Annotated in this window: 16 protein-coding genes; 7 read left to right on the top strand and 9 right to left on the bottom strand. The window is 67.0% G+C overall.

Annotation, left to right across the window (positions count from 1 at the left end; genetic code table 11):
* Nucleotides 1-163: 163 nt before the first annotated feature.
* The 3 genes from ACIA8E_RS38595 to ACIA8E_RS38585 form a co-directional block, all read right to left on the bottom strand.
* Complete coding sequence (locus tag ACIA8E_RS38595; protein WP_399305972.1) at nt 164-1153, bottom strand: ParB/RepB/Spo0J family partition protein; 990 nt, start codon at nt 1151-1153, stop codon at nt 164-166.
* Entirely contained in the window at nt 1150-2301 is a 1152-nt protein-coding gene (locus tag ACIA8E_RS38590) for an AAA family ATPase (protein ID WP_399305969.1), read from the bottom strand. The genes ACIA8E_RS38595 and ACIA8E_RS38590 overlap by 4 nt, the downstream gene beginning before the upstream one ends.
* Nucleotides 2302-2483: 182 nt before the next feature.
* Nucleotides 2484-2930 (bottom strand): hypothetical protein, encoded by a 447-nt coding sequence (locus tag ACIA8E_RS38585; RefSeq protein WP_399305966.1) that lies wholly within the window; start codon nt 2928-2930, stop codon nt 2484-2486.
* 227 nt (nt 2931-3157) lie between these two features.
* On the opposite strand from ACIA8E_RS38585, the gene ACIA8E_RS38580 reads away from it, so the two are divergent.
* The 6 genes from ACIA8E_RS38580 to ACIA8E_RS38555 all read left to right on the top strand — a co-directional run bounded on the left by ACIA8E_RS38580 (nt 3158) and on the right by ACIA8E_RS38555 (nt 9124).
* Entirely contained in the window at nt 3158-3361 is a 204-nt protein-coding gene (locus ACIA8E_RS38580) for a hypothetical protein (protein WP_399305963.1), read from the top strand.
* Nucleotides 3362-3815: 454 nt separating this feature from the next.
* Complete coding sequence (locus ACIA8E_RS38575) at nt 3816-5171, top strand: replication-relaxation family protein (RefSeq protein ID WP_399305962.1); 1356 nt, start codon at nt 3816-3818, stop codon at nt 5169-5171.
* A gap of 187 nt (nt 5172-5358) precedes the next feature.
* Nucleotides 5359-6258 (top strand): hypothetical protein, encoded by a 900-nt coding sequence (locus ACIA8E_RS38570; protein WP_399305959.1) that lies wholly within the window; start codon nt 5359-5361, stop codon nt 6256-6258.
* A gap of 179 nt (nt 6259-6437) precedes the next feature.
* The gene (locus ACIA8E_RS38565) at nt 6438-7289 is read left to right on the top strand and encodes a hypothetical protein (protein ID WP_399305957.1); all 852 of its coding nucleotides are present in this window, start codon (nt 6438-6440) and stop codon (nt 7287-7289) included.
* Nucleotides 7290-7291: 2 nt separating this feature from the next.
* The gene (locus ACIA8E_RS38560) at nt 7292-7726 is read left to right on the top strand and encodes a hypothetical protein (protein ID WP_399305954.1); all 435 of its coding nucleotides are present in this window, start codon (nt 7292-7294) and stop codon (nt 7724-7726) included.
* A gap of 51 nt (nt 7727-7777) precedes the next feature.
* The gene (locus ACIA8E_RS38555) at nt 7778-9124 is read left to right on the top strand and encodes an endonuclease domain-containing protein (RefSeq protein ID WP_399305951.1); all 1347 of its coding nucleotides are present in this window, start codon (nt 7778-7780) and stop codon (nt 9122-9124) included.
* Nucleotides 9125-9406: 282 nt separating this feature from the next.
* On the opposite strand, the gene htpG is transcribed toward ACIA8E_RS38555, so the two are convergent.
* Together htpG and ACIA8E_RS38545 are read right to left on the bottom strand one after the other, a co-directional pair.
* Entirely contained in the window at nt 9407-11356 is a 1950-nt protein-coding gene (htpG, locus tag ACIA8E_RS38550) for a molecular chaperone HtpG (RefSeq protein WP_399305949.1), read from the bottom strand.
* A gap of 887 nt (nt 11357-12243) precedes the next feature.
* Nucleotides 12244-12483, bottom strand: a complete 240-nt coding sequence (locus ACIA8E_RS38545; protein WP_399306049.1) for a Smr/MutS family protein — start codon at nt 12481-12483, stop codon at nt 12244-12246.
* Between the two features lie 169 nt (nt 12484-12652).
* On the opposite strand from ACIA8E_RS38545, the gene ACIA8E_RS38540 reads away from it, so the two are divergent.
* Entirely contained in the window at nt 12653-12865 is a 213-nt protein-coding gene (locus ACIA8E_RS38540; RefSeq protein WP_399305947.1) for a hypothetical protein, read from the top strand.
* 44 nt (nt 12866-12909) lie between these two features.
* On the opposite strand, the gene ACIA8E_RS38535 is transcribed toward ACIA8E_RS38540, so the two are convergent.
* The 4 genes from ACIA8E_RS38535 to ACIA8E_RS38520 form a co-directional block, all read right to left on the bottom strand.
* On the bottom strand, nt 12910-13086 hold the full coding sequence (locus tag ACIA8E_RS38535) for a hypothetical protein (protein ID WP_399305944.1): 177 nt from the start codon (nt 13084-13086) through the stop codon (nt 12910-12912).
* A 129-nt stretch (nt 13087-13215) separates the two neighbouring features.
* Nucleotides 13216-13575: a DUF6233 domain-containing protein gene (locus ACIA8E_RS38530; RefSeq protein ID WP_399306047.1), complete on the bottom strand. Its 360-nt coding sequence runs from the start codon at nt 13573-13575 to the stop codon at nt 13216-13218.
* Nucleotides 13576-13898: 323 nt separating this feature from the next.
* Complete coding sequence (locus tag ACIA8E_RS38525; protein ID WP_399305941.1) at nt 13899-16349, bottom strand: Helicase associated domain protein; 2451 nt, start codon at nt 16347-16349, stop codon at nt 13899-13901.
* 178 nt (nt 16350-16527) lie between these two features.
* Complete coding sequence (locus ACIA8E_RS38520; RefSeq protein WP_399305938.1) at nt 16528-17346, bottom strand: hypothetical protein; 819 nt, start codon at nt 17344-17346, stop codon at nt 16528-16530.
* Nucleotides 17347-17980 lie beyond the last annotated feature (634 nt).

The following is a 17980-nucleotide window of genomic DNA, read 5'->3' as shown; positions in this document are numbered from 1 at the left end:
GATCTTCTGACCAGCGCACACGAAGCGGCCTGGCCCCGGGGAAACCCGGGGCCAGGCCGCTTTTTGCGTTGGAGCACCGGTCGTGTCACACCGCACTGGAGTCCGTTGACAGACCATCGCCCTACGTTGGGGCCTTAATCCGGTTAAGACCCTGCCGGTTCCTTCAGCTGTCCGTCATGAGTAGCAGAACGAGCTGCTCACGGTGCTCGGCTGACATGTGCGCACGGAGTCGGCTGTTGAACCACTCCGGGTCGTCCCACGGGAGGTCCACGGTCGCGGGCTCCGTCTCCGTCTTAACCGGGTTAACGCCTCCGGCATCGGGGCTCGCAGGCACGCTCTTAACCGGGTTAAGGCCCTCGCTACCGGTGCTCGCGGGCGCGGTCTCGGTACCCTGCGCAGGAATCGGAGCACCCGATGGAGCCGTCCTCGGCTTACGAGGAGTCTTAACCCGGTTAAGAGCCACAGCCGCTTCTGCCTGCTGCTGTTCAGTCGGCAGGCGTCCGATACGACGCCCGTCCTTTACCTTCAGCTCTCCCGATTCAACCTTTTCCTGCAGATCGTCAGACAAGCCGAGGAGCGCCAGGCGCTGAGACACCCAGGCGCCAGACTTGCCCAGCCTTTTGGCGACCTTCTCTTGGCTTCCGTGCTTGACCAGAAGCTCCTGGATTGCCTTCGCCTGGTCCAACGGTGGGACGTCGACACGGTGAATGTTCGCGATCAGCGCCCCCTCAAGCATGTCCTCGGCGCTGGAAGCTAGATCGTCGTTGACGTCAATGCGGAGCTCTGCCAGTTCCGCCATGGCGGCGGCCGCCAGTCGCCGATTGCCGTCGATGACTACGTATTCGGCCTCCGCGATCGCTTCTTCCTGATCGGGATGCACGTTCAGGAACGCAGCCCGGCGCACCACTGCCACCGGCTGGAGCTGTCCTCGTGTCCGCAGGGACTCGGCCGTCTCCTCAAGGTCGGTGAGCTCGTCACGGGGATTGAACGGATTGTGCGCCAACGCTGCGAGGACGACGGAGGCTGGCGGGCGCTTCCCCTCCCCCGCCATGATCTGCTGCCGGGTCCGGATCCTGCGAGGTGCCGGCTTCTCGTCCCGGCCGTCTTCGTCGATGCTGAAGCCGCGGGTGACCCGCTGGGTGGGGGGCGTCATACGGCAAGCTCCTTCGCCAGTTCACGCATCACCTGAGCGTGTTCGCTGTCGGGCGCGTACTCCAGCAGCGGGATCTCACCATCTGCCGCCTCACGCCCTTCCTTCAAGTCGCCGATCACAGCCAACACGGTCGGGGAAGCGCTCTTCTCCCACTGCTCCCGGTTCTCCTGGACCAGCTTTCCCCGCCTGCTGTCGTAGGCGTTGATGACGAGCCCGAGGTAGTCGACCTGGATCCGGCCCTTGCGGCAGAGGTCATCCATCTGCGTCCGCAGGAGCCGGAAGGCGCGGTGGGAAGCCTTGTTGGCCCACACCGGCGTGATGACGCCAGACCGGTCCGCGAGCTCGCCGTCGCGGCGGCGCACGTAGTACAGAGCGGTGTCCATGTTCAGACCAAGGCTCGGAGGGCCGTCGATGATGATGACGTCGTAGTCCTCCTCCAGCGGCTCCATGGCCCGCTCCAGAGCCGCTTCGCTGAAGCTGACCTTGGACAGGGCGACGTCGCGAAGGAACGCGTCATCGGAAGCCGGCAGCAGATGCAGCCGCTCGCCGAACCGCTTGTGGTCCAGGGCAACCAGCAGATCGTGTATGTCGCCCTTCGCCGTGCCATCCATGTGCATCATCAGCGTCTCGACATCGTCCTCGTACATCAGCTCCTCGAAGCCGAGTTCCGCGGTGAGGTGCCCCTGCGGGTCGTAGTCCACGATCAGCACGCGATGGCCGGCCTCAGCCAGCGCCTGAGCGATGCCGGACGAGATGAACGTCTTGCCCACGCCCCCCTTCTGGTTCGCCACTATCACCCGCACGGCAGGCTGAGCGACCAAAGGCGTTGTCGGCGATGGATGGTTGTCGAGCCACAGGGTCAACGCCTGCGCGAGCCCCTGCACATAGGTGACCCGGCGCTGGGAGCACACCGTCTTGAACTGCTCGGGTTCGCCGACTGGAAGGAAGGTTCCCCACGTTTTCGCGCCTGTCGTCTCGACTTCAGGAAGCGTGCCCGTGGTGGCGTACCAGGCCTTGATGGCGTGCTCAGCCGCGTCCTGAATGTCCATACCGTGCTCGAAAGCACGGATCTTCAGGTGTCTACGCAGAGTGGGGGTCAGAGAAGTGATTAGCTTCTCTCGCTCCCCACGGGGACTTGGGATGCTCATGCGGCCAAACATTACTAGGTCTACTACTCGATACCAGCGTGGGCGCGCAATCGAGAGGGCAGACAGCACGCAGGTCCAGACCAGCAAAACCCCGGTCCGAGTGTCACAGACCGGGATTGACCTCGCGTTATGACCCAGCTCAACGCCGCCCCGCCCGCCCGATGTGATGTGGGTGGGCGGTGTCAGTTGTCTGTGTCGATGCCGCTGGCGCGGGCGATGCCGTCCAGCTCGGTGTTGATGGTTTCGCGTTCGGTCGCCCAGTGATGGATCTTCTCGCGGACCTTCGCCAGTTCTTCGGGGTCGTTGGCGAGTTCCTGGGTGACGATCGCGTAGCCGGGGCTGCCGTCGGGGCCGGGCATGTCCACGACCTGGTGGTCCATGCGGCCGGTCATCACGATCGCCATCACGGTGAGGAACTCTTTCTGGACGTCGTCCGTGAAGTTCTCGCGGTCGCCGGCGTCCAGGATGCCTTCGCCGCCGTCGGCGAGCAGGTGGGCCATCTCGTGCACGGCCTGCTGCAGCGTCTCGAATTCCTCCGCGGGCATCCGGGCCTTGACCGATTCCAGGTAGAGCGCGACCTTCGCGATCCGTTCCTGCGGCGTCTCATCTGCATGGTTGTCGTCGTTCATCTGCACACCCTGGTCCGGTAGATCCCGCGCGTCCAGCACCCATGCTCTTGCCGTGCGACCTGAGTCAGGCGCCGCCATCGTGATGCCTCTGTAGGTCGCATCCTCGAGGAATCCGGCCAGGGGTGCGCTTTGCCGCCAATGATCGGCATCCGGGCCACCCTCGTACCGGTCTCGCGCTACACAAGAGGACGGACGATGCTCTCTTGTGCGACAGGGGGACTGGCCGGGTGCTGACGATCAATGTGGCGGTGCTGCTCGCTGTCGTCGTGTTCCTGTGGTTGCGCCGTCGGGCGGGGGCTCGAAGCCGGTTCGCCGAGAAGCTGACCGTTGGCATCGTGCTGGCGTTGGGAGAGCTGCTCGCCCCGTTCGGCCGAGAGCCCCTGGATGTCATGGGTCAGCTCGTGGGCGGCGTCCCTACGTCAGGATGGTAAGCAATCGGTAGGCGCACCAGGTTGCATCCCTGTGCCGGCTGTTCTGCTGGTGTCTGGTCGGTCATGGGTGTGGCGTCCGGTGGTGGAGCACCGGAGCTCTGCCGGTCTGTGCCTTCACTATCGAGCTGATGGTCCGCTACTCGCCATGACCGCTCGTGTTCCGGGCGCAGGCTGATGCGTGGCCGGTGAGTCGGGCAAGCCCTGGCCGTGCCTTGTGTTTTTCTCTACAGCCTCCCCTACAGTCGCCCCTACACTCTGCCCTACAGTGATCATCGACGGGGTGACCGGTTGCTGTGCAGGTCAGTGCCTGGTTCGTGGCTTGCCCGCCGCTCCGACACCCCTTTACCGACTGTTTGTTGTCGGTGAAGGGGACTTGGACAGACACGGTGGCGGGCCGGGGCCGGCGGGCAGTCGTGCTGTCCGCCGCGGTGCCGGACGAGGGATGGGGAGCGGGATGGGGAGGGCGGAGTGGCCGTACAACTCGACGGCCAGGGCGCGGGGCCTGGTGCTTTTGGCGCTGGGGGTGGTGAAGGTCGCGACGGCGGAGCAGTTGCGGCAGTTGGTTTTGCCGGGCACGGCGGATCTGCAGACGGTGCGTAACGCGTGCAAGGACCTGCGGCACGCTGGGCTCATGGAGTCGGTTGGCCGCACGTCCAGTGCGGGGGTGCACGGGCGGCCGGTGCGGCGGGACTTGTGGAACCTGACGACGGCCGGGCTCGCGGCGGCCGCGTCGGAGCTGGGCCGGCCGGTGCGGGAGATGGGCGGCACGGCGCGGGATGCGGCGAAGGCCGGCGCCGCTCACGCTCTGGCGGTGACGGACACGATCGACGCGTTCCGTCAGTCGCCGCCGCTGCCGACGAAACCCGTCGCCCGCCGCACCACCCGCCCCGCCCCCGAGCGGGTGCTCCCAGTGCGGCCGCGGGGGCTGGGGCACCTGCGGGGCTGGGAGACCGAAGTCGCCCTCCCGGTCACGGGCACGTTCACGACACCGGCGAGGGGCAGCCTGCGCGCGGATGCGGTCCTGGTCGCGCCGGAGGACCAGGTGCCGGTGTTGTTCGTGGAGGTCGACAACCACACCGAACCCGCCGCGGTTGTCGCTTCGAAGATCGACCGCTACCGCCGGTTCTTCGACCGCCAGGTGAAGAACGACCGCGGGCGCGAGATCGCGTTGTGGTCGACGTTGTGGGACGACTCCGGCCGAGGTGGCTTTCCGCCCGTCGCCCTGGTCTTCACGAAGGATGTCAGCGCGCAGGCCCGGACGAATCGCATCAAAGCGATCCGCGATCTGTCCCGTCCCTGCTGGCAGCCCCGCTGGTACAACCCTCACGGCTGGTCGTCCAAGGACACCGAGGAAGACGGCTGGTGGGACTTCTCCGGCACTGTCCCGGTCATCGCTACGCACCTTGACCAGCTGCGCGCCCACGGCCCGCACGGGCCCGTCTGGTGGCGCTTCGGCCATAGCGAATGGCAGCCGATCATCGACGCCCTGGCCAACACCGGCACCAAAGAGGAGTACCGCGCCCGCCAGGACCAGCACCGCCAGGAGCGCGAGGCGGCCCGGGTCGTGGAGCAGGAGCAGCGGCGCGAAGAACTGGCCCGGTGGGAAGCGGCCTGGGAGTGCCCGTCCTGCCGGAGCGACGTCGAGCCGGGCACCGTGGGCCCGGACGGGTACCGCCCCACAGAGGGCGGCCTGTGCCCGGCCTGCGAGGACATCCGCCGTGACACCGAACGCGAGCACCAGGCCGGTGAGGAAGCCGGACGCGACAACGGCGTCCTCGCGCGGCTCCGCGCCCGCGCCGGTGACCGGTAGACACCGGACCAAGCAGGCAAGCCCAAGGAAACCCCGGGCAAGCTCACCGTGCGACAGGCTTGCCCAGCCCCCGAGGCCGACGGCCAGAGCCCGCTGCCCCGGCCCGGGGACGTTGCCGCGGCGCGGTCTGCGGCGGGATCCTGGAAAGGGACGCCAAGACGTCCTAACCCGATCGGGAGGCGCTGTCATGCCGAACCGGCGGCCGCGTGGTTATCAGCCGCGGTGGAAGCCCCGCGCCCGCACGTGCGAGCTGCTGGAGGCCGTGGACCGGGTTCTGGCGCGCTACACGGCTCAGCTGCCGCTCACGATCCGGCAGGTCTGGTACTCGCTGATCTCCGACGGGGTGCTGGTCAAGGAAGAGCGCACCTACAAGCAGACGGTGGAACTCCTGGGGATGGCCCGCCGCTCGGGCCGTATCCCGTGGGAGACCCTGCGCGACGACACCGAGATCCGCGCCGAACCCGTCGCCTACGAGGGGCCCGACGGCTTCAGGGCCGGGCTGCGTCGGGCGGCGCTGGACTACCGGCTGGACCGGCAGGCCGGCCAGCCGGTGCGGTTGGAGATCGTCTGCGAGACAGCCGGGATGGTTCCCCAGCTTGTCGCCGTCGCTGACCCGTACGGCGTACCGGTGTATTCGGGCAGCGGATTCAACGGGCTGCCGGCGAAACGGGGAGCAGCGCTGCGTGCGGCTGCGGACCGGCATCGCGCGGTGAGGGTTTTCGTTGTCTCCGACTGGGACCAGAGCGGGGTCCACCTGTTCTCCGCGCTGGCCGAGGATGTCACCGCGTTCGCCGCCGTGGACGCCCCGGGAACGGAGGTCGTCTTCGAGCGCCTGGCGGTGACCGAGCAGCAGATCACCGACTACCAGCTGCCCACCGCCCCGCCGAAGGCAAGTGATCACCGCTCGTTCAGCGGCACCTCCACCACCCAGGCCGAGGCCCTGCCGCCCGACGTCCTCGCCGCCGTGCTGAAAGCCGCGATCACCTCCCACCGAGACATACGCGTCCTGGCGGCACTCCTTGAGCGCGAGGAAGACGAACGCCGCCGTCTCCTTCAGAGCCTCGGATACGACCCTGACGCCGACTGAGCCGGTGCGCCGGGTTGAGCCGGTCCTGTGTGTCGCTCGTCCGGGCCGGGTGTCTGCGAACGTTCCCGCCCGCCTGGTGGCCTTGATGTACTGGAGTGTCGGAGCTGGGCGAAGCAGGGGAGCGGGACGTTGGCCGGGTACAGCAGGGGTTTCACCCTTGAGCCGAGGGGCGCGTGCGCGTGAGGGACTTCACGGACTTCGAGTGGGTGGTGTGGCGCCTGGAGGTCCAGGACCCATCGCGGCTCGCGGGCGAGGATCCGGATCTGGACGAGCGCACCCGGGAGACGATGACGGAGCTGGCTGCCTCGTTGGGCTGCGTGTTCGAGCACTGCGTTGACGACGACTCCTACGACGACGAAACGCCGTACTACGCCTGGTGGGTCCGCCTGCCCGCAGCCGAGCATGCCCGACTCGACAAGGACGGTATGCCGCTGCCAATGGCCCCGCTGCGCCAGTACCTGACGACCCAGCTGCCCGAGGGTCTGAAGTGGGAGATTACGCCGGACCGCGAGTACACGGTCGACCACGCCGGTAGCGCCGCCCTGCGGGCTGCCTACGACGATCTGATCGCCCCGTTCGAGCGCGCCCTGATCCCGCTGCGCCGGGACGGGGCCGATGAACTCGATCCGCGGGCGAAGGTCTGGAAGTGGGAGGAGAACCTCCTGGTCGGCACGTTCGACCTGTGGCTGTGCAACGACCCGGACCACCCGCACACCTGGATCGTCGTCACCGTCGGCCTGTGGACCGAACCGCAGCTCTTCGACGAAGCCCCCGCAGCCCGCCTCGGTCACCTCGACTTCACCCCGCACCACCCACTGCTCTTCCTGCCCCGCCCGCCGGCCCCCGCGACCTTCACCGCCCGCATCACTTCCGGCTCTTTCCCCCGCACGGGCACCTCCAGGACGAAGGCCGCCGACGCCATCGGGACAGCGCACCAGTGGACGGCCAACGACCCCGACGTCCTGGCCGAGCGAGTCACCCACGACCTCAAGCTGCTCTGGCCGCACCTCACCGGCCCGGAAAGGAGCTGACGATGGCCTCGTACGCGAAGGACCCGCGCTGCACCGCCATGGCCGAAGCCCTCTCGCCTCTGCTGCGCCGCAACTGCCCGGAAGGCGCCGGCGGATTCGGCGGCTCGTATCAGGTGAACCTGGATGACGAGGAGGCCGTCGGATTGGGCGGGGTGGAGCTGATCCGGGCCGCGATGCGTAAAGCGGCACGGCAGCTCGGCTGGAAGGTCACCACGATCGGGATGATCGGCACCCGCCACGGCACCATGGTCGTCGTCCAGGACGTGCGCGAGGTGCCCGAGGAGCACCAGGCCGTCCTCAACGATGCCATGAACGACCGGATGCGAGCCGCGGTGCACAAGGTGTGGGGCGAGCAGGGCCAGGCCCCTGTCCAGCGCGGCTCGGTGGCCCTGATGACTCAGGAGTTCCGCGCGGCCGTTGCCACGGGCAGCGCCTAGCGCGGAGGCGATGCGGGCGGCGCTGCGGAGACCGGCCGTTAGCCTGTGGGTATGTCAGAGCGTGTCATCCCGGGCCGTACGGGCGGCCTGATCCTTCTGGGCGCCGCGGACGCTTTGTGGGCCGGTTTGACGGCTGGCAGCGCTGTGCCGACGGCTTCTGCGGCGTTCACCGGCTCTCCTGCCAATGCCCAGGTGGGGTACGTCCTGCTCGGCGGCCGTGTGGTGGCGACGGTGAAGGCAAGCGGCGGCCAGTGGAGTGTTTTGGAGATCGAGGTGCGCCGGGCGGCAGCGGAACTGAACGCGGTGGAGATGGACCGCCAAGACCTGGTCCGCATCGGTCCGTTCCGTAGCGCGCAGAAGCAGAACGAGGGAACGCCGCTGCAATGGCGCCAGCGCATCACCCGGGAACTGCAGGAACTGGGCGACCCCGAGCGGGCAGCACGACGTGAAGGCGGCCGGCCGCACCATCTGGCGGGAATCGACTGGCGGCGGATACTCGTGGAACAAACCCGCGGCCACACGGTGCGGACATGGTGGCTGCCGCGCGCCGTGGTCAGACTGCTGGACGCGGCCGAGCACACCGAAACGCAGTGGCTGCAAGCCGCACGGACCCGCCAGGAAAACGCAGCCGTCACGGAGCCGCCCTCCCACCACTGGCAGGCCCGAGCCGCCGACGGCCGGCAGACGACGAGCCCCGACTGCCCAACCACCCCACTGCGCCCGTACAACGAGGAACTGAAAGGCCACCTGTACTCGGTTCTCAGCAGGAAGCCCGGTATTTCCCGCAAGGTGGCTGGGTGGGCGTGTGCCGTCTGTCGTACCGCACCCGCCGCCGTACTCGACCACTGCCACGAACATGGCTACGTCCGTGCCCCCGTCTGCCAGTCCTGCAACACACAAGAACGACCCGACCACCTCTACAGCAACGACATCCGCGTGGCCGACCACTACACACGTCTCTTCGACACCCACACCGCCGACTGGCTCCGCCACTGGCACCGCTGCCCCGGCTGCCGCACCCGCACCACCCTCCCGCTGCCACACCTCGCCGCATGGACCGCCCACATAGCCTGCCGATCACTGCGCCCGACCCACCGCGGCCCCCGCGGCTCCCGCGCGCGCAAACCCTGCGGCGCGCTGCGCGTGTCCTGGACGGGCAGTCAGAACGCGCCCGGTTCCTGCTTGCTCACTGTCGCCGTCGACTTGTGCCCCTCTGGCGAGCACCGTGTCCTGGCGAGAGTCCCCTACCGCGAAGCCGCCGGGCGGTTTGGCATCTGGCTGGCCGAGACCGCCCCTGCCGTGGCGGCTGAGGCCGGACCCGACCGTCTGGACGGCCTCCCCGCCCGGTTCCGGCCGGTCATCGCGGACACCAGCGGTGAGGGCCTGGCGCTGTTCTGAGCAAACAGCGGGAAACGCGACACCAACGTCAACCCGCACCCGCCCGGCGTCGGCGAGGTTCGCAGTGCACCCGGAAAAAGCCCAAACGAGTATGGCGGTCTGATCGTTGCGGGTGGGTTGATCGCCGGGGTGCCGAGGGGCACGGTGACCATGTCTTGATCGGCAAACGGCCCTCCCGTTGTCGTTCGCAGCGCTGTCGGGAGGGCCGTTCGATGGGTTTCGGTGGGCCGCGACGCGTCGTCGCGGACGGGCTACGGCCCACCCCGACCAGGTCCGGCTGGGTTAGATGGCGAGATGATCGGCCATGAGCTTGGCGAAGCGCGCCGGGTCTTTCAGCGCGCCGCCCTCGGCGATGAGGGCCATGCCGTGGAGAAGTTCGGCGATTCCTGCGAGACCGTCTGCACCGCCGTCGTCACCACGTTCGGCGTGGGCCTTGTTGAGGTTGTTGACCAGTGCGTGGCTGGGGTTGAGTTCCAGGATGCGCTGGGTGCGCGGGATGTCCTGGCCCATGGCGCGGTACATGTTCTCCAAGGCCGGTGTGATGTCGTGTGTGTCGGAGACGAGGCAGGCCGGGGAGACGGTCAGGCGGGTGGACAGCCGGACCTCCTTCACGTCCTCGGCAAGCACCTCGGTCATCCACGTCAGCAGGTCGGTGTATTCCTTCTGCCGGCTCTCGCGCTCGCTGTCGGCCTGGGTGTCCTGCTCGTCGGCGTGCAGATCGACCTCGCCCTTGGCCACCGACCTCAGCTGCTTGCCGTCGAAGGACGGCACCGTGGTGACCCAGACCTCGTCGACGGCGTCGGTCAGCAGCAGTACCTCGATCCCCTTCGCGCGGAAGGCCTCCATGTGCGGGGAGTTCTCGATGGTCTCCCGGGAGTTTCCGGTCAGGTAGTAGATCTCCTCTTGGCCGTCCTTCATGCGCTCCAGGTACTGCGACAGTGTGGTCAGTTCGTCTGTGTCCTGCGTGGAGGCGAAGGAACACAGCGCCAACAGGGAATCGCGGTTGTCGTAGTCGTCCAGCAAGCCCTCCTTCAGGGCGCGGCCGAACTCACGCCAGATGGTGGCGTAGCGGTCGGGGGCGCTGGTCATCATGTCCTTGATGGTGGACAGGACCTTCTTGGTCAGGCGCCGGTGGATCATCTGGATCTGGCGGTCCTGCTGCAGGATTTCGCGGGAAACGTTGAGCGAGAGGTCCTGGGCGTCGACGACACCTTTGATGAAGCGCAGGTAGGGCGGCAGGAGCTCTTCGCAGTCGTCCATGATGTGGACACGCTTGACATACAGCTGCAGGCCGCGTCGCTGGTCGCGGGCGAACAGGTCGTGCGGAGCGTGCGAGGGGATGAACAGCAGGGCTTGGTATTCGAAGGTGCCTTCCGCCTGCAGCCGGATGATCTCGGCCGGGTTCAGCCAGTCGTGAGCCAGGTGCTTGTACAGCTCGTGGTACTCATCCTCGGACACCTCCTCACGCGGCCGCGCCCACAACGCCTTCATCGAGTTCACCGTCTCCAGACCCGCCGGTGCCGGCTCGATGGCATCACTGTCGGTGTCGGTGTCGGTGTCGGTGCCGGCTGCCGTCGTGGCGGGTGCGGGCATGCGGATGGGCCAGGTGATGAAGTCGGAGTACCGCTTGACGATCTCCCGGAGCTTCCATGCGTCGGTGTAGTCGTGCAGTTGGTTCTCGACGTCGACGGGCTTGAGGCGAAGGGCCACCGTGGTGCCCTGGGGTGCCTCGTCGACGGTCTCAACCGAGTAGGTGCCCTCACCACGCGAGGTCCAGCGGGTGCCCTGGCTCTCAGCGGCCCGACGGGTTACCACCGTGACTTCGTCGGCCACCATGAAGGCCGAATAGAACCCGACACCGAACTGGCCGATCAACCCGGCTGCCGCGTCCGCGTCCTTGGTGTCCTTCAGCTCTTGCAACAGCCTCGCCGTCCCGGAGCTGGCGATCGTGCCGATGAGAGCGACGACCTCCTCACGCGACATGCCGACCCCGTTGTCCCGCACCGTCAGCGTCCGCGCCTGAGCGTCCGCCTCGATGCCGATGTGCAGATCTGACACGTCAACCCCGAGGGTGTCATCACGCAGTGCCTCCAGACGTAGCTTGTCCAACGCGTCAGAGGCATTGGAGACCAGCTCCCGCAGAAACACATCCTTGTTCGAATATATCGAATGGATCACCAACTGCAGCAACTGACGTGCTTCCACCTGGAACTCATGGATCTCAGCCGACATGACGAGCAAACCCTCCATAGGTCGGTAGTACGAATACGGCAGAACCGCACTCTAAAGCGCACGCCGTCACCACTAGCCAGCAGCCAAGAACGAATGCGCCGACCAGTCCCCGCATATGCGGCATAGCGGTACATAAGGACCACTTCAAAAGCCCTGTCGACAGGCCGCTACTCCGCTGCGCTACGCCACCGCTCTTCAGGCCAGTACAGCCGGGGCCGCCCCCGCTGCGCCGACTTGGCAATCAGGCTGTTGCCCAGTCAAGTCCGAGGTTGGCGAACTGTTGGAGTTTGTCGGGGGTGAGTTTCCCGCGCCTGCTCTTGGCGTTGGACAGGAACATTCTTGGCTTGACCGCGGTGCCGTCCTCCAACCGCTCTACATGGCTCCTGGGACCGTCACAGAGCCCGTGCGGGCCTTGGTGCTGCGCGCCAGTGTTGCCACGCTCCGCTAGGAGGCGCCTGAGGCCCCCCTTCGCATTCCGTGCCTGACCCGGGCAAGCCTTCCGCCGTCAGGAGAAGCGGCGAGCAGTACGGCGTCGTCGCGTCGGAGATTGCCGAGGGCTTTCAGCTGCGATCTCTCACTTTCGTGGTCAGTGAGTCATATGTCGGGCTCGCCGTACGTGCTGCCACTGTCATGAGATGAGAGATCGGGGGGTGTCGGTACTGTCACCGGGCGGTGTAGGTGATCGATCGCAGCTGGGGAAGAGGTCTGCTTCGCGCTGGGCCTGGCTGCCGGGTCTGTGGTGCGGCTACGGGGGAACGGGCGTGGTGAATGGAACTCGCCCGGGCTGTTGTCCCGAGCCGTGGTGGGGGTTTCTTGGGGAGTCACCACGGTCGGTCGGCGGTGCGGCTGGCGAAGGTCGCCTGCCTGCCGGTTTTCTCCATTGGGTGTTACGACTTGAGGTGGACTATGACTCTGCCGTCGTTGGTCGGGTCTGTTTCGAAGCGTTCGTACAGCTTCTTGATGTGTGGCTGGTTGAGGAACGCGAGCACGCGTTTCTTCAGTTTTCCCGAGCCTTTGCCCGGAATGATCTCTATCGTGGTCTCGCCGCTGCGCGCTGCCTTGAATATGGCCTGACGCAGGGCCAGTTCGATGTCCCGGTTGTTGCGGAAGATCGGGTGCAGATCCACGGTGAGCAACGCGGAGCCTCCTGTTGTGTTCCGGCCGCGCGAAAGGCCGCAGCTTGTCGGGCAAGGCTACGCGGCGCCGTCCGGGCGCCGGCCCCGGTTCCGATAGCCACTGGCCCCTGCCCGGGGGTGGGTGGTTGTGTGTGGTGTTGGGGCGGCAGGATGGGGGCGTATGTCGAGTGGTGAGGGTGTTCTGGAGGGGGCTGTGGCGGCGGTGCGGGAGGCGCAGGAGGGGTTGTATGCGGCTCGGCGTCGTCTGACGGCGGCGGTGGTTGCCGCGTATGAGGAAGGGGAGCCGGTTGCCCGGATTGCCGAGCGTACGGGGCAGACCGTGATCGACGTGCGGAACACGCTTGCCGCTGCCGGGGCTTTCCGCGGCCTGTGACCCGTTCCTGCTGGCGGATGAGAATGTGGGGCGGGCTCTGTTCCTCATTCGAGCGGCACTCGCACCCGCGCCCGGTGCGCGTCCCGCACACGCCCCGCCAGGACCACCACAGCCTGCCGCGCCTCACCGATCGCTACGCGCAACTCTCCGGTCAGCCGTACCGCATCAGTCTCGCCGACCGGCTTCAGTGCCGCCTCGTGCTCCGGCTCCATCGATGCCACTCGGTCAGCGGCGATGCTCTCCTGCCGTCGCTGATACAGGGCGGGGATTGTGATCGGGCAGGTGCGGTGGTGGCCTGTGCGTCCTCGGGGGAGGAAGGCGGGATTGGTACGGGTTGGCCTCGTTCCGCCTCAGGGAGACGGGGGTTCGTCTTCAGTAGCCAGGGATCCTGCCGCGTCGCATTCTTTGCATGCTGTTGTGCGGGGCTGGCCAAGCGCGGTGAGGGCCTGTTCTCGGTCCAGCCTCTGTCCGCCGGGTGCGCAGCCGATGACGTGCACGAGGGTGGCGCCCAGATGGCCAGGTAGATGTGGCAGGCGCTGAACCGTCCAGGCCGGCTCCACATTCCTGGGCAGGCCGCCGGCTGCTGAGGACCGGCGATGGGTGGGTACGTGCTCGTAGGAGACACCCGGAACAGGGCGTGCCTGCACGGGACTTACCCAGGTCCGGTGCTCGACCGCTTCCACACCATCGCTTGTGCTGCCCCGCCACATCATGACGCCGATGTGGTACCGCCAGCCGTCCCGCACTTGCCGACGGGCATGAAGTCGCGCTCGTATCTCCTGGCCGTCTGGCAGCACGACAACAATAGGCGGCGGATCCTGAGGGCTCTCGTCCTGGCTCACACGGTCACCGCTTCCATCCTCCAGCGCCTCGCGCGCCCTCGGCCCCAGAGTGACTCGTTGTTTGGTTCGGCGTTGCTGCAGGTGGAGCCCGGCGGCAGCATCAGCCGGATGCGCAGACCGTCCGCGAGATCGGCTCCATTCTGGCGTATTGACCAACGCTGAGGACGCCCGGGATGGTCCATCCCAGGAATCTATGCAGCCCATTCCAGCCCGAGTGCGGCGAGTACGGTGAGCTGTTGTTCACTGAGCCGGTCGCGGCGGTTTTTCTGGTTGCTCAGAAATACGCCCAGACGTACGGAGGTGCCGTCCGGGAGCTCTTCGACGTGCTGCCTTCCGACTACGGTCCGGCCCTCACGCTGGATGTACTGCCTGAGGGCCACGACGCCTCGTGCGAACGCGTCGGGGCCCTTCGCTGCCCCAGCCTTCGAGTGGGCTCGTGCTGTGGCGTTCTGGGGCCGTACGGCTGGTTTCACGCCCATCTCACCCAGGCGGTGTTGCTGTTCGGGGTTGAGTTGCGCCCAGTCCCGTTGCTGCCGTGCGAGCCAGCGTCCGATGTCGTCGCCGCGGTGCGTTACTCCGGGCACGATCTCCTCGAGGCGGGCACCGCCCGCGAGGAGCACGCGCAGGCCGGTGTAGTGGCGTTGCCAGTCGACGGTCCACCCCAACTGTCCCGGATTCCAGTCCGGGTCGATGGCGGCGAGTTGCTCGGCCCGCCGCTGCGCGCGTTCGGGGTCTTTGCCGAGTCCGCCGGCCCGTCGGAGGTTGGTGAGCCATTGCCCCACCGGCCTGTCGAGGGCGGTGGCGTGCCGTGGGGCGGCCAGAGTGCCGGCCTCTGCGTAGTACGCGCGGGCCGCGGCGAGGTTCTCGGCGAACCCGGTGTCGGCGGTGTCCCAGATCATCCCGAGTTCATCCAGCTCGTCGGCCCGCTCGCTGGGCATGGTCCCGGCCCGGTAGGCGCGCCTCTGATCGGACAGCCACCTTCCCAGCGGGTACGCACCCTCGGAGTGTTCGTACGGGACCTCCAAAGAGCCCTCACGCTCGAAGTATCGGCGGGCAGCGTCGTAGCCGCGCTGCCAGTCCTGCCGCTCGGTACTGATGACGTTGAACCGCACCCACTTCGCGATCATCACGGGGTCACGTGGGGCGGCGAAGCGGAGCAGCAGCCGCGACTCCTCCTCACCGTCCTCCGGCTCCGGGCCGATGTTTTGCGACGGATCAACGACCTGTTTCTGGTTCTCCTGCGGAATAGCAAGCATCTCAATGGCACGTTCATCGTGCGCCCGAAGCCCCTCAAGAACCTTCACCAAAGGCCGATACGAAGCGGAAGTGAACATATCTTCCGGCCGCTCACCCGGCGCCAGGAACACGGGCACGATCAGCGTCGCAATCTTCCCCTGCCCAGGCTTCTGACGCAACGCCCGGCCAATCGCCTGAACGATATCGATCGCGGACCCCTTGGGGTCCAACAGGGCAACACTGTCCACCGCTCGAATATCCACACCCTCGTTCAGAACACGACAATTCGAAAGCACCGCACGCCCCGCCCGGCGCCCGAAATCAGCGAGCACGGAGCGCCGGTGGTCCATCTCGTGCTCACCGCTCAGCCAGTCGGCCCACACAGGCTTCGGGTACCGCTCGGGATCCGACGCATGCAGCCGGGCCGCGACCTTGGGCAGTCCCTTCGCGAACGCGGACGCCTCTATCGTCCGGTGATGGAAGGTGATGGTGGTCTGCAGCTGATGCGCCCTCATCGTCTCGAGCAGCGCGGCCTGCAACGCCCCCATCCGCTCACCGCGCAGCTGCTCCTCACGTTTTTCGTCACTCGCGAGGCGGGCGGGGGTGACGACGGGGTCGGTCAATTCGACGACCACAATTTGATAGCGCGCCAGAAGACCCCGGGACACCGCGGACGCGAGCGAGAGCTCGTACACGACGGGCCCGTAGATTTTGGGGTCATCCATGGAACAGGCCAGCTCCTGCGGCAGACGATCCCGCGCGTTCTCGAAACCCTCCTGGGGCTCCGCCCACCGCGCCCGAGGCGGACGCTCCTTCCAGATGCGCGGGGTAGCGGTCATGTAGAGCCGGCGCATCGCAGGAATGACGTCCTGGTCATGGATCGCGGCCCACGCCTTCCCTGCCGAGCCACTTGTCCGGTGCGCCTCGTCCACGACCACCAGGTCGAAAACGTCCATGGGAAGCCCGTACGCGCCCTCGTGCGCCTCGGCCAGCACCGGCAGCGAAGCGTAGGTGGCATAGACGGTGACAGGCCCGCGGCCGTGCCACAGCGCCAGCTGCGGCGGGCTGGTCGTGGACCGCACATCCAGATCCCACAAGTGCGGGTCGTCATCCAGCGAACACACCGCCACCGCCGGACCCGTATGCCCGGCCGATCGCCACTCGCGCACTGTCTGCGTCAGCAGATCCAGGGTCGGCAGCAACACGAGAACCCGCCCATTACGCGCGAGCCGCAACGCGGAATGCGCGGCAATGAACGTCTTTCCCGTACCGCACGCCGCCACCACCGTGGCCCGCAGCCCATGACGCGGAATCCGCTTCCCCGGAGGGATATCGAGACCGCGCACCACAGCGTCAACGGCTTCAACCTGATGAGGCCGAAGCGCAATCTCTTCTGTGCTCGTCATATCCGTACTCCAGAATTCACGAGAGGGGCGGCAAGTTAACGGGCAGCATGTGCTTTCACTGCCGCGAGGCGGGTTGCGGTGGTGGTTTTGTCGGGCTGGTGAAGGGCGGTGTCATTCCTCGGGCGCGCTGAATGCCGCGCGTTTGGGCTGGAGTTGGCGGGTCGAGGGGCCGAGAGGGTCACCGGCTCAGGCGGATGCGCGGCCCCCACACGAACTCGAGGTCGTCCAGCAGGAAGGCCTCCAGCTCGCCCTTCCAACGGCTGCGCAGGAGGAACGGGGCGCTCTCCATCCGTTCGCAGACGATCAGGCTCTCGGGCTGACCGACCAGCATGTAGCGGCCGTACTCGGCTGGTCCACTGCCCGGCCCGTAGGCGCGCAGCAGCCCCTGAAGCCGCTCACGGTGCTGTTCGGCGAACGCCTCCAGGCGCTCCACGTACCCGGCCCGCTCGTCCTCGCGTACGGCGCCCAGAGCCACAGTCAGGATCTCGTCCGACGCCTCGGGGACGAGGAAGTTGCCCGGGTCGGCCAAGGCCCACGTGCACCGCTGCGCCGCCGCCAGGACCTCCTTCGCGTCCAGCGCCGCGGCCGGGGCAAGGACCGGTTCCTGCACCCGGGGCTCCGCGGCGGAGGAGGACGGCTGCTGAAGGGGAGCGAGCAGCAGAGCACTGGAAGCAGCACGCCCGCGCTGAGCGGTGGCGGTCGTGTCGGCGATGCGCAGCAGGTAGCTGGCGACGTCGCGGACACCGGCGGACCAGCCGTCCTCGAAGCGCTGCGCGGACCCGTGCGGGGCACTGCTCTCACAGATCCAGGTGTGGGCGCCGGCCACCGCCCCGGCCTCCAGCTTCGACACGATGTCATCCGCCTGCTCGTTCGTGATCCCGACGGCGGCCAGGGCCTGGAAGACCGTGAACCGCGCGCTCGTTGCCTCCTGCTGGTGATGGCTGACGCGGGCCAACTCCTGGCCGTAAGCATCCGCATCGTGCTGCTCGGTGCTCACGCGTGCCTCACAGCGTCAACGGCTTTAACCCGATGAGGCCGAAGCGCAATCTTTTCTATGCTCGTCATATCCATACTCCAGAATTCACGGGAGGGGTGGCAAGTCGTGACGGATGGGGTAGCGGTATCCTCGGGATATTACACACTGCATCCCGTGATGCATCATCGTGATGATGTGCGGGCATCACTCTAGCGCAACAGGGCCTGAGGGGAGAGAGGTTCGGGTAGACTCATGCGCACACTGAACGTTCTTCAGGAAGTGAAAGGTCATCACACACCGGATGGAGCGAAGCGGAGTCCGGTGCACCTCACCCTGCGGGGCCGGCCTCCCGGTAGAAGTGACGTCACGTCACCGGGTGGGGGTGGCTGTTTCTTCGGGATGCTACACAGGCCTGCACTGATGCACCCCCACCCGGTAGCCAGCCGTTCCGGCTTGCCGGAAACAGGGCGGGGGAGCGAAGCGGACACGCCTGCCTTTCAGGAATTTAAGCGAAGCGTAATTCCAATTCCCGTGCGAAGCACGGGAATTACGGTGTGAAACACCGTCAACGAATTGCGAAGCAATTCGTCACGCGGTGCGAAGCACCGCGTTTCGCTTGCACAGCGCGCAGCGCTGTGGTACCCGCTCCGCGGGG

Origin of the sequence: Streptomyces sp. NPDC051664 (genome assembly GCF_044453545.1) — a bacterium.
GTDB lineage: Bacteria > Actinomycetota > Actinomycetes > Streptomycetales > Streptomycetaceae > Streptomyces.
The sequence above is the reverse complement of the archived record's forward strand: the minus strand, read 5'-3'. Positions and strand labels throughout refer to the sequence as shown.

What these genes read in the sequence shown, in the direction of transcription:
- ACIA8E_RS38595 (WP_399305972.1), bottom strand. Translation starts at nt 1,153, where the DNA reads ATGACGCCCCCCACCCAGCGGGTCACCCGCGGCTTCAGCATCGACGAA.
- ACIA8E_RS38590 (WP_399305969.1), bottom strand. Translation starts at nt 2,301, where the DNA reads ATGAGCATCCCAAGTCCCCGTGGGGAGCGAGAGAAGCTAATCACTTCT.
- ACIA8E_RS38585 (WP_399305966.1), bottom strand. Translation starts at nt 2,930, where the DNA reads ATGAACGACGACAACCATGCAGATGAGACGCCGCAGGAACGGATCGCG.
- ACIA8E_RS38575 (WP_399305962.1), top strand. Translation starts at nt 3,816, where the DNA reads ATGGGGAGGGCGGAGTGGCCGTACAACTCGACGGCCAGGGCGCGGGGC.
- ACIA8E_RS38570 (WP_399305959.1), top strand. Translation starts at nt 5,359, where the DNA reads ATGCCGAACCGGCGGCCGCGTGGTTATCAGCCGCGGTGGAAGCCCCGC.
- ACIA8E_RS38560 (WP_399305954.1), top strand. Translation starts at nt 7,292, where the DNA reads ATGGCCTCGTACGCGAAGGACCCGCGCTGCACCGCCATGGCCGAAGCC.
- ACIA8E_RS38555 (WP_399305951.1), top strand. Translation starts at nt 7,778, where the DNA reads ATGTCAGAGCGTGTCATCCCGGGCCGTACGGGCGGCCTGATCCTTCTG.
- htpG (WP_399305949.1), bottom strand. Translation starts at nt 11,356, where the DNA reads ATGTCGGCTGAGATCCATGAGTTCCAGGTGGAAGCACGTCAGTTGCTG.
- ACIA8E_RS38540 (WP_399305947.1), top strand. Translation starts at nt 12,653, where the DNA reads ATGTCGAGTGGTGAGGGTGTTCTGGAGGGGGCTGTGGCGGCGGTGCGG.
- ACIA8E_RS38530 (WP_399306047.1), bottom strand. Translation starts at nt 13,575, where the DNA reads ATGTGGCGGGGCAGCACAAGCGATGGTGTGGAAGCGGTCGAGCACCGG.
- ACIA8E_RS38525 (WP_399305941.1), bottom strand. Translation starts at nt 16,349, where the DNA reads ATGACGAGCACAGAAGAGATTGCGCTTCGGCCTCATCAGGTTGAAGCC.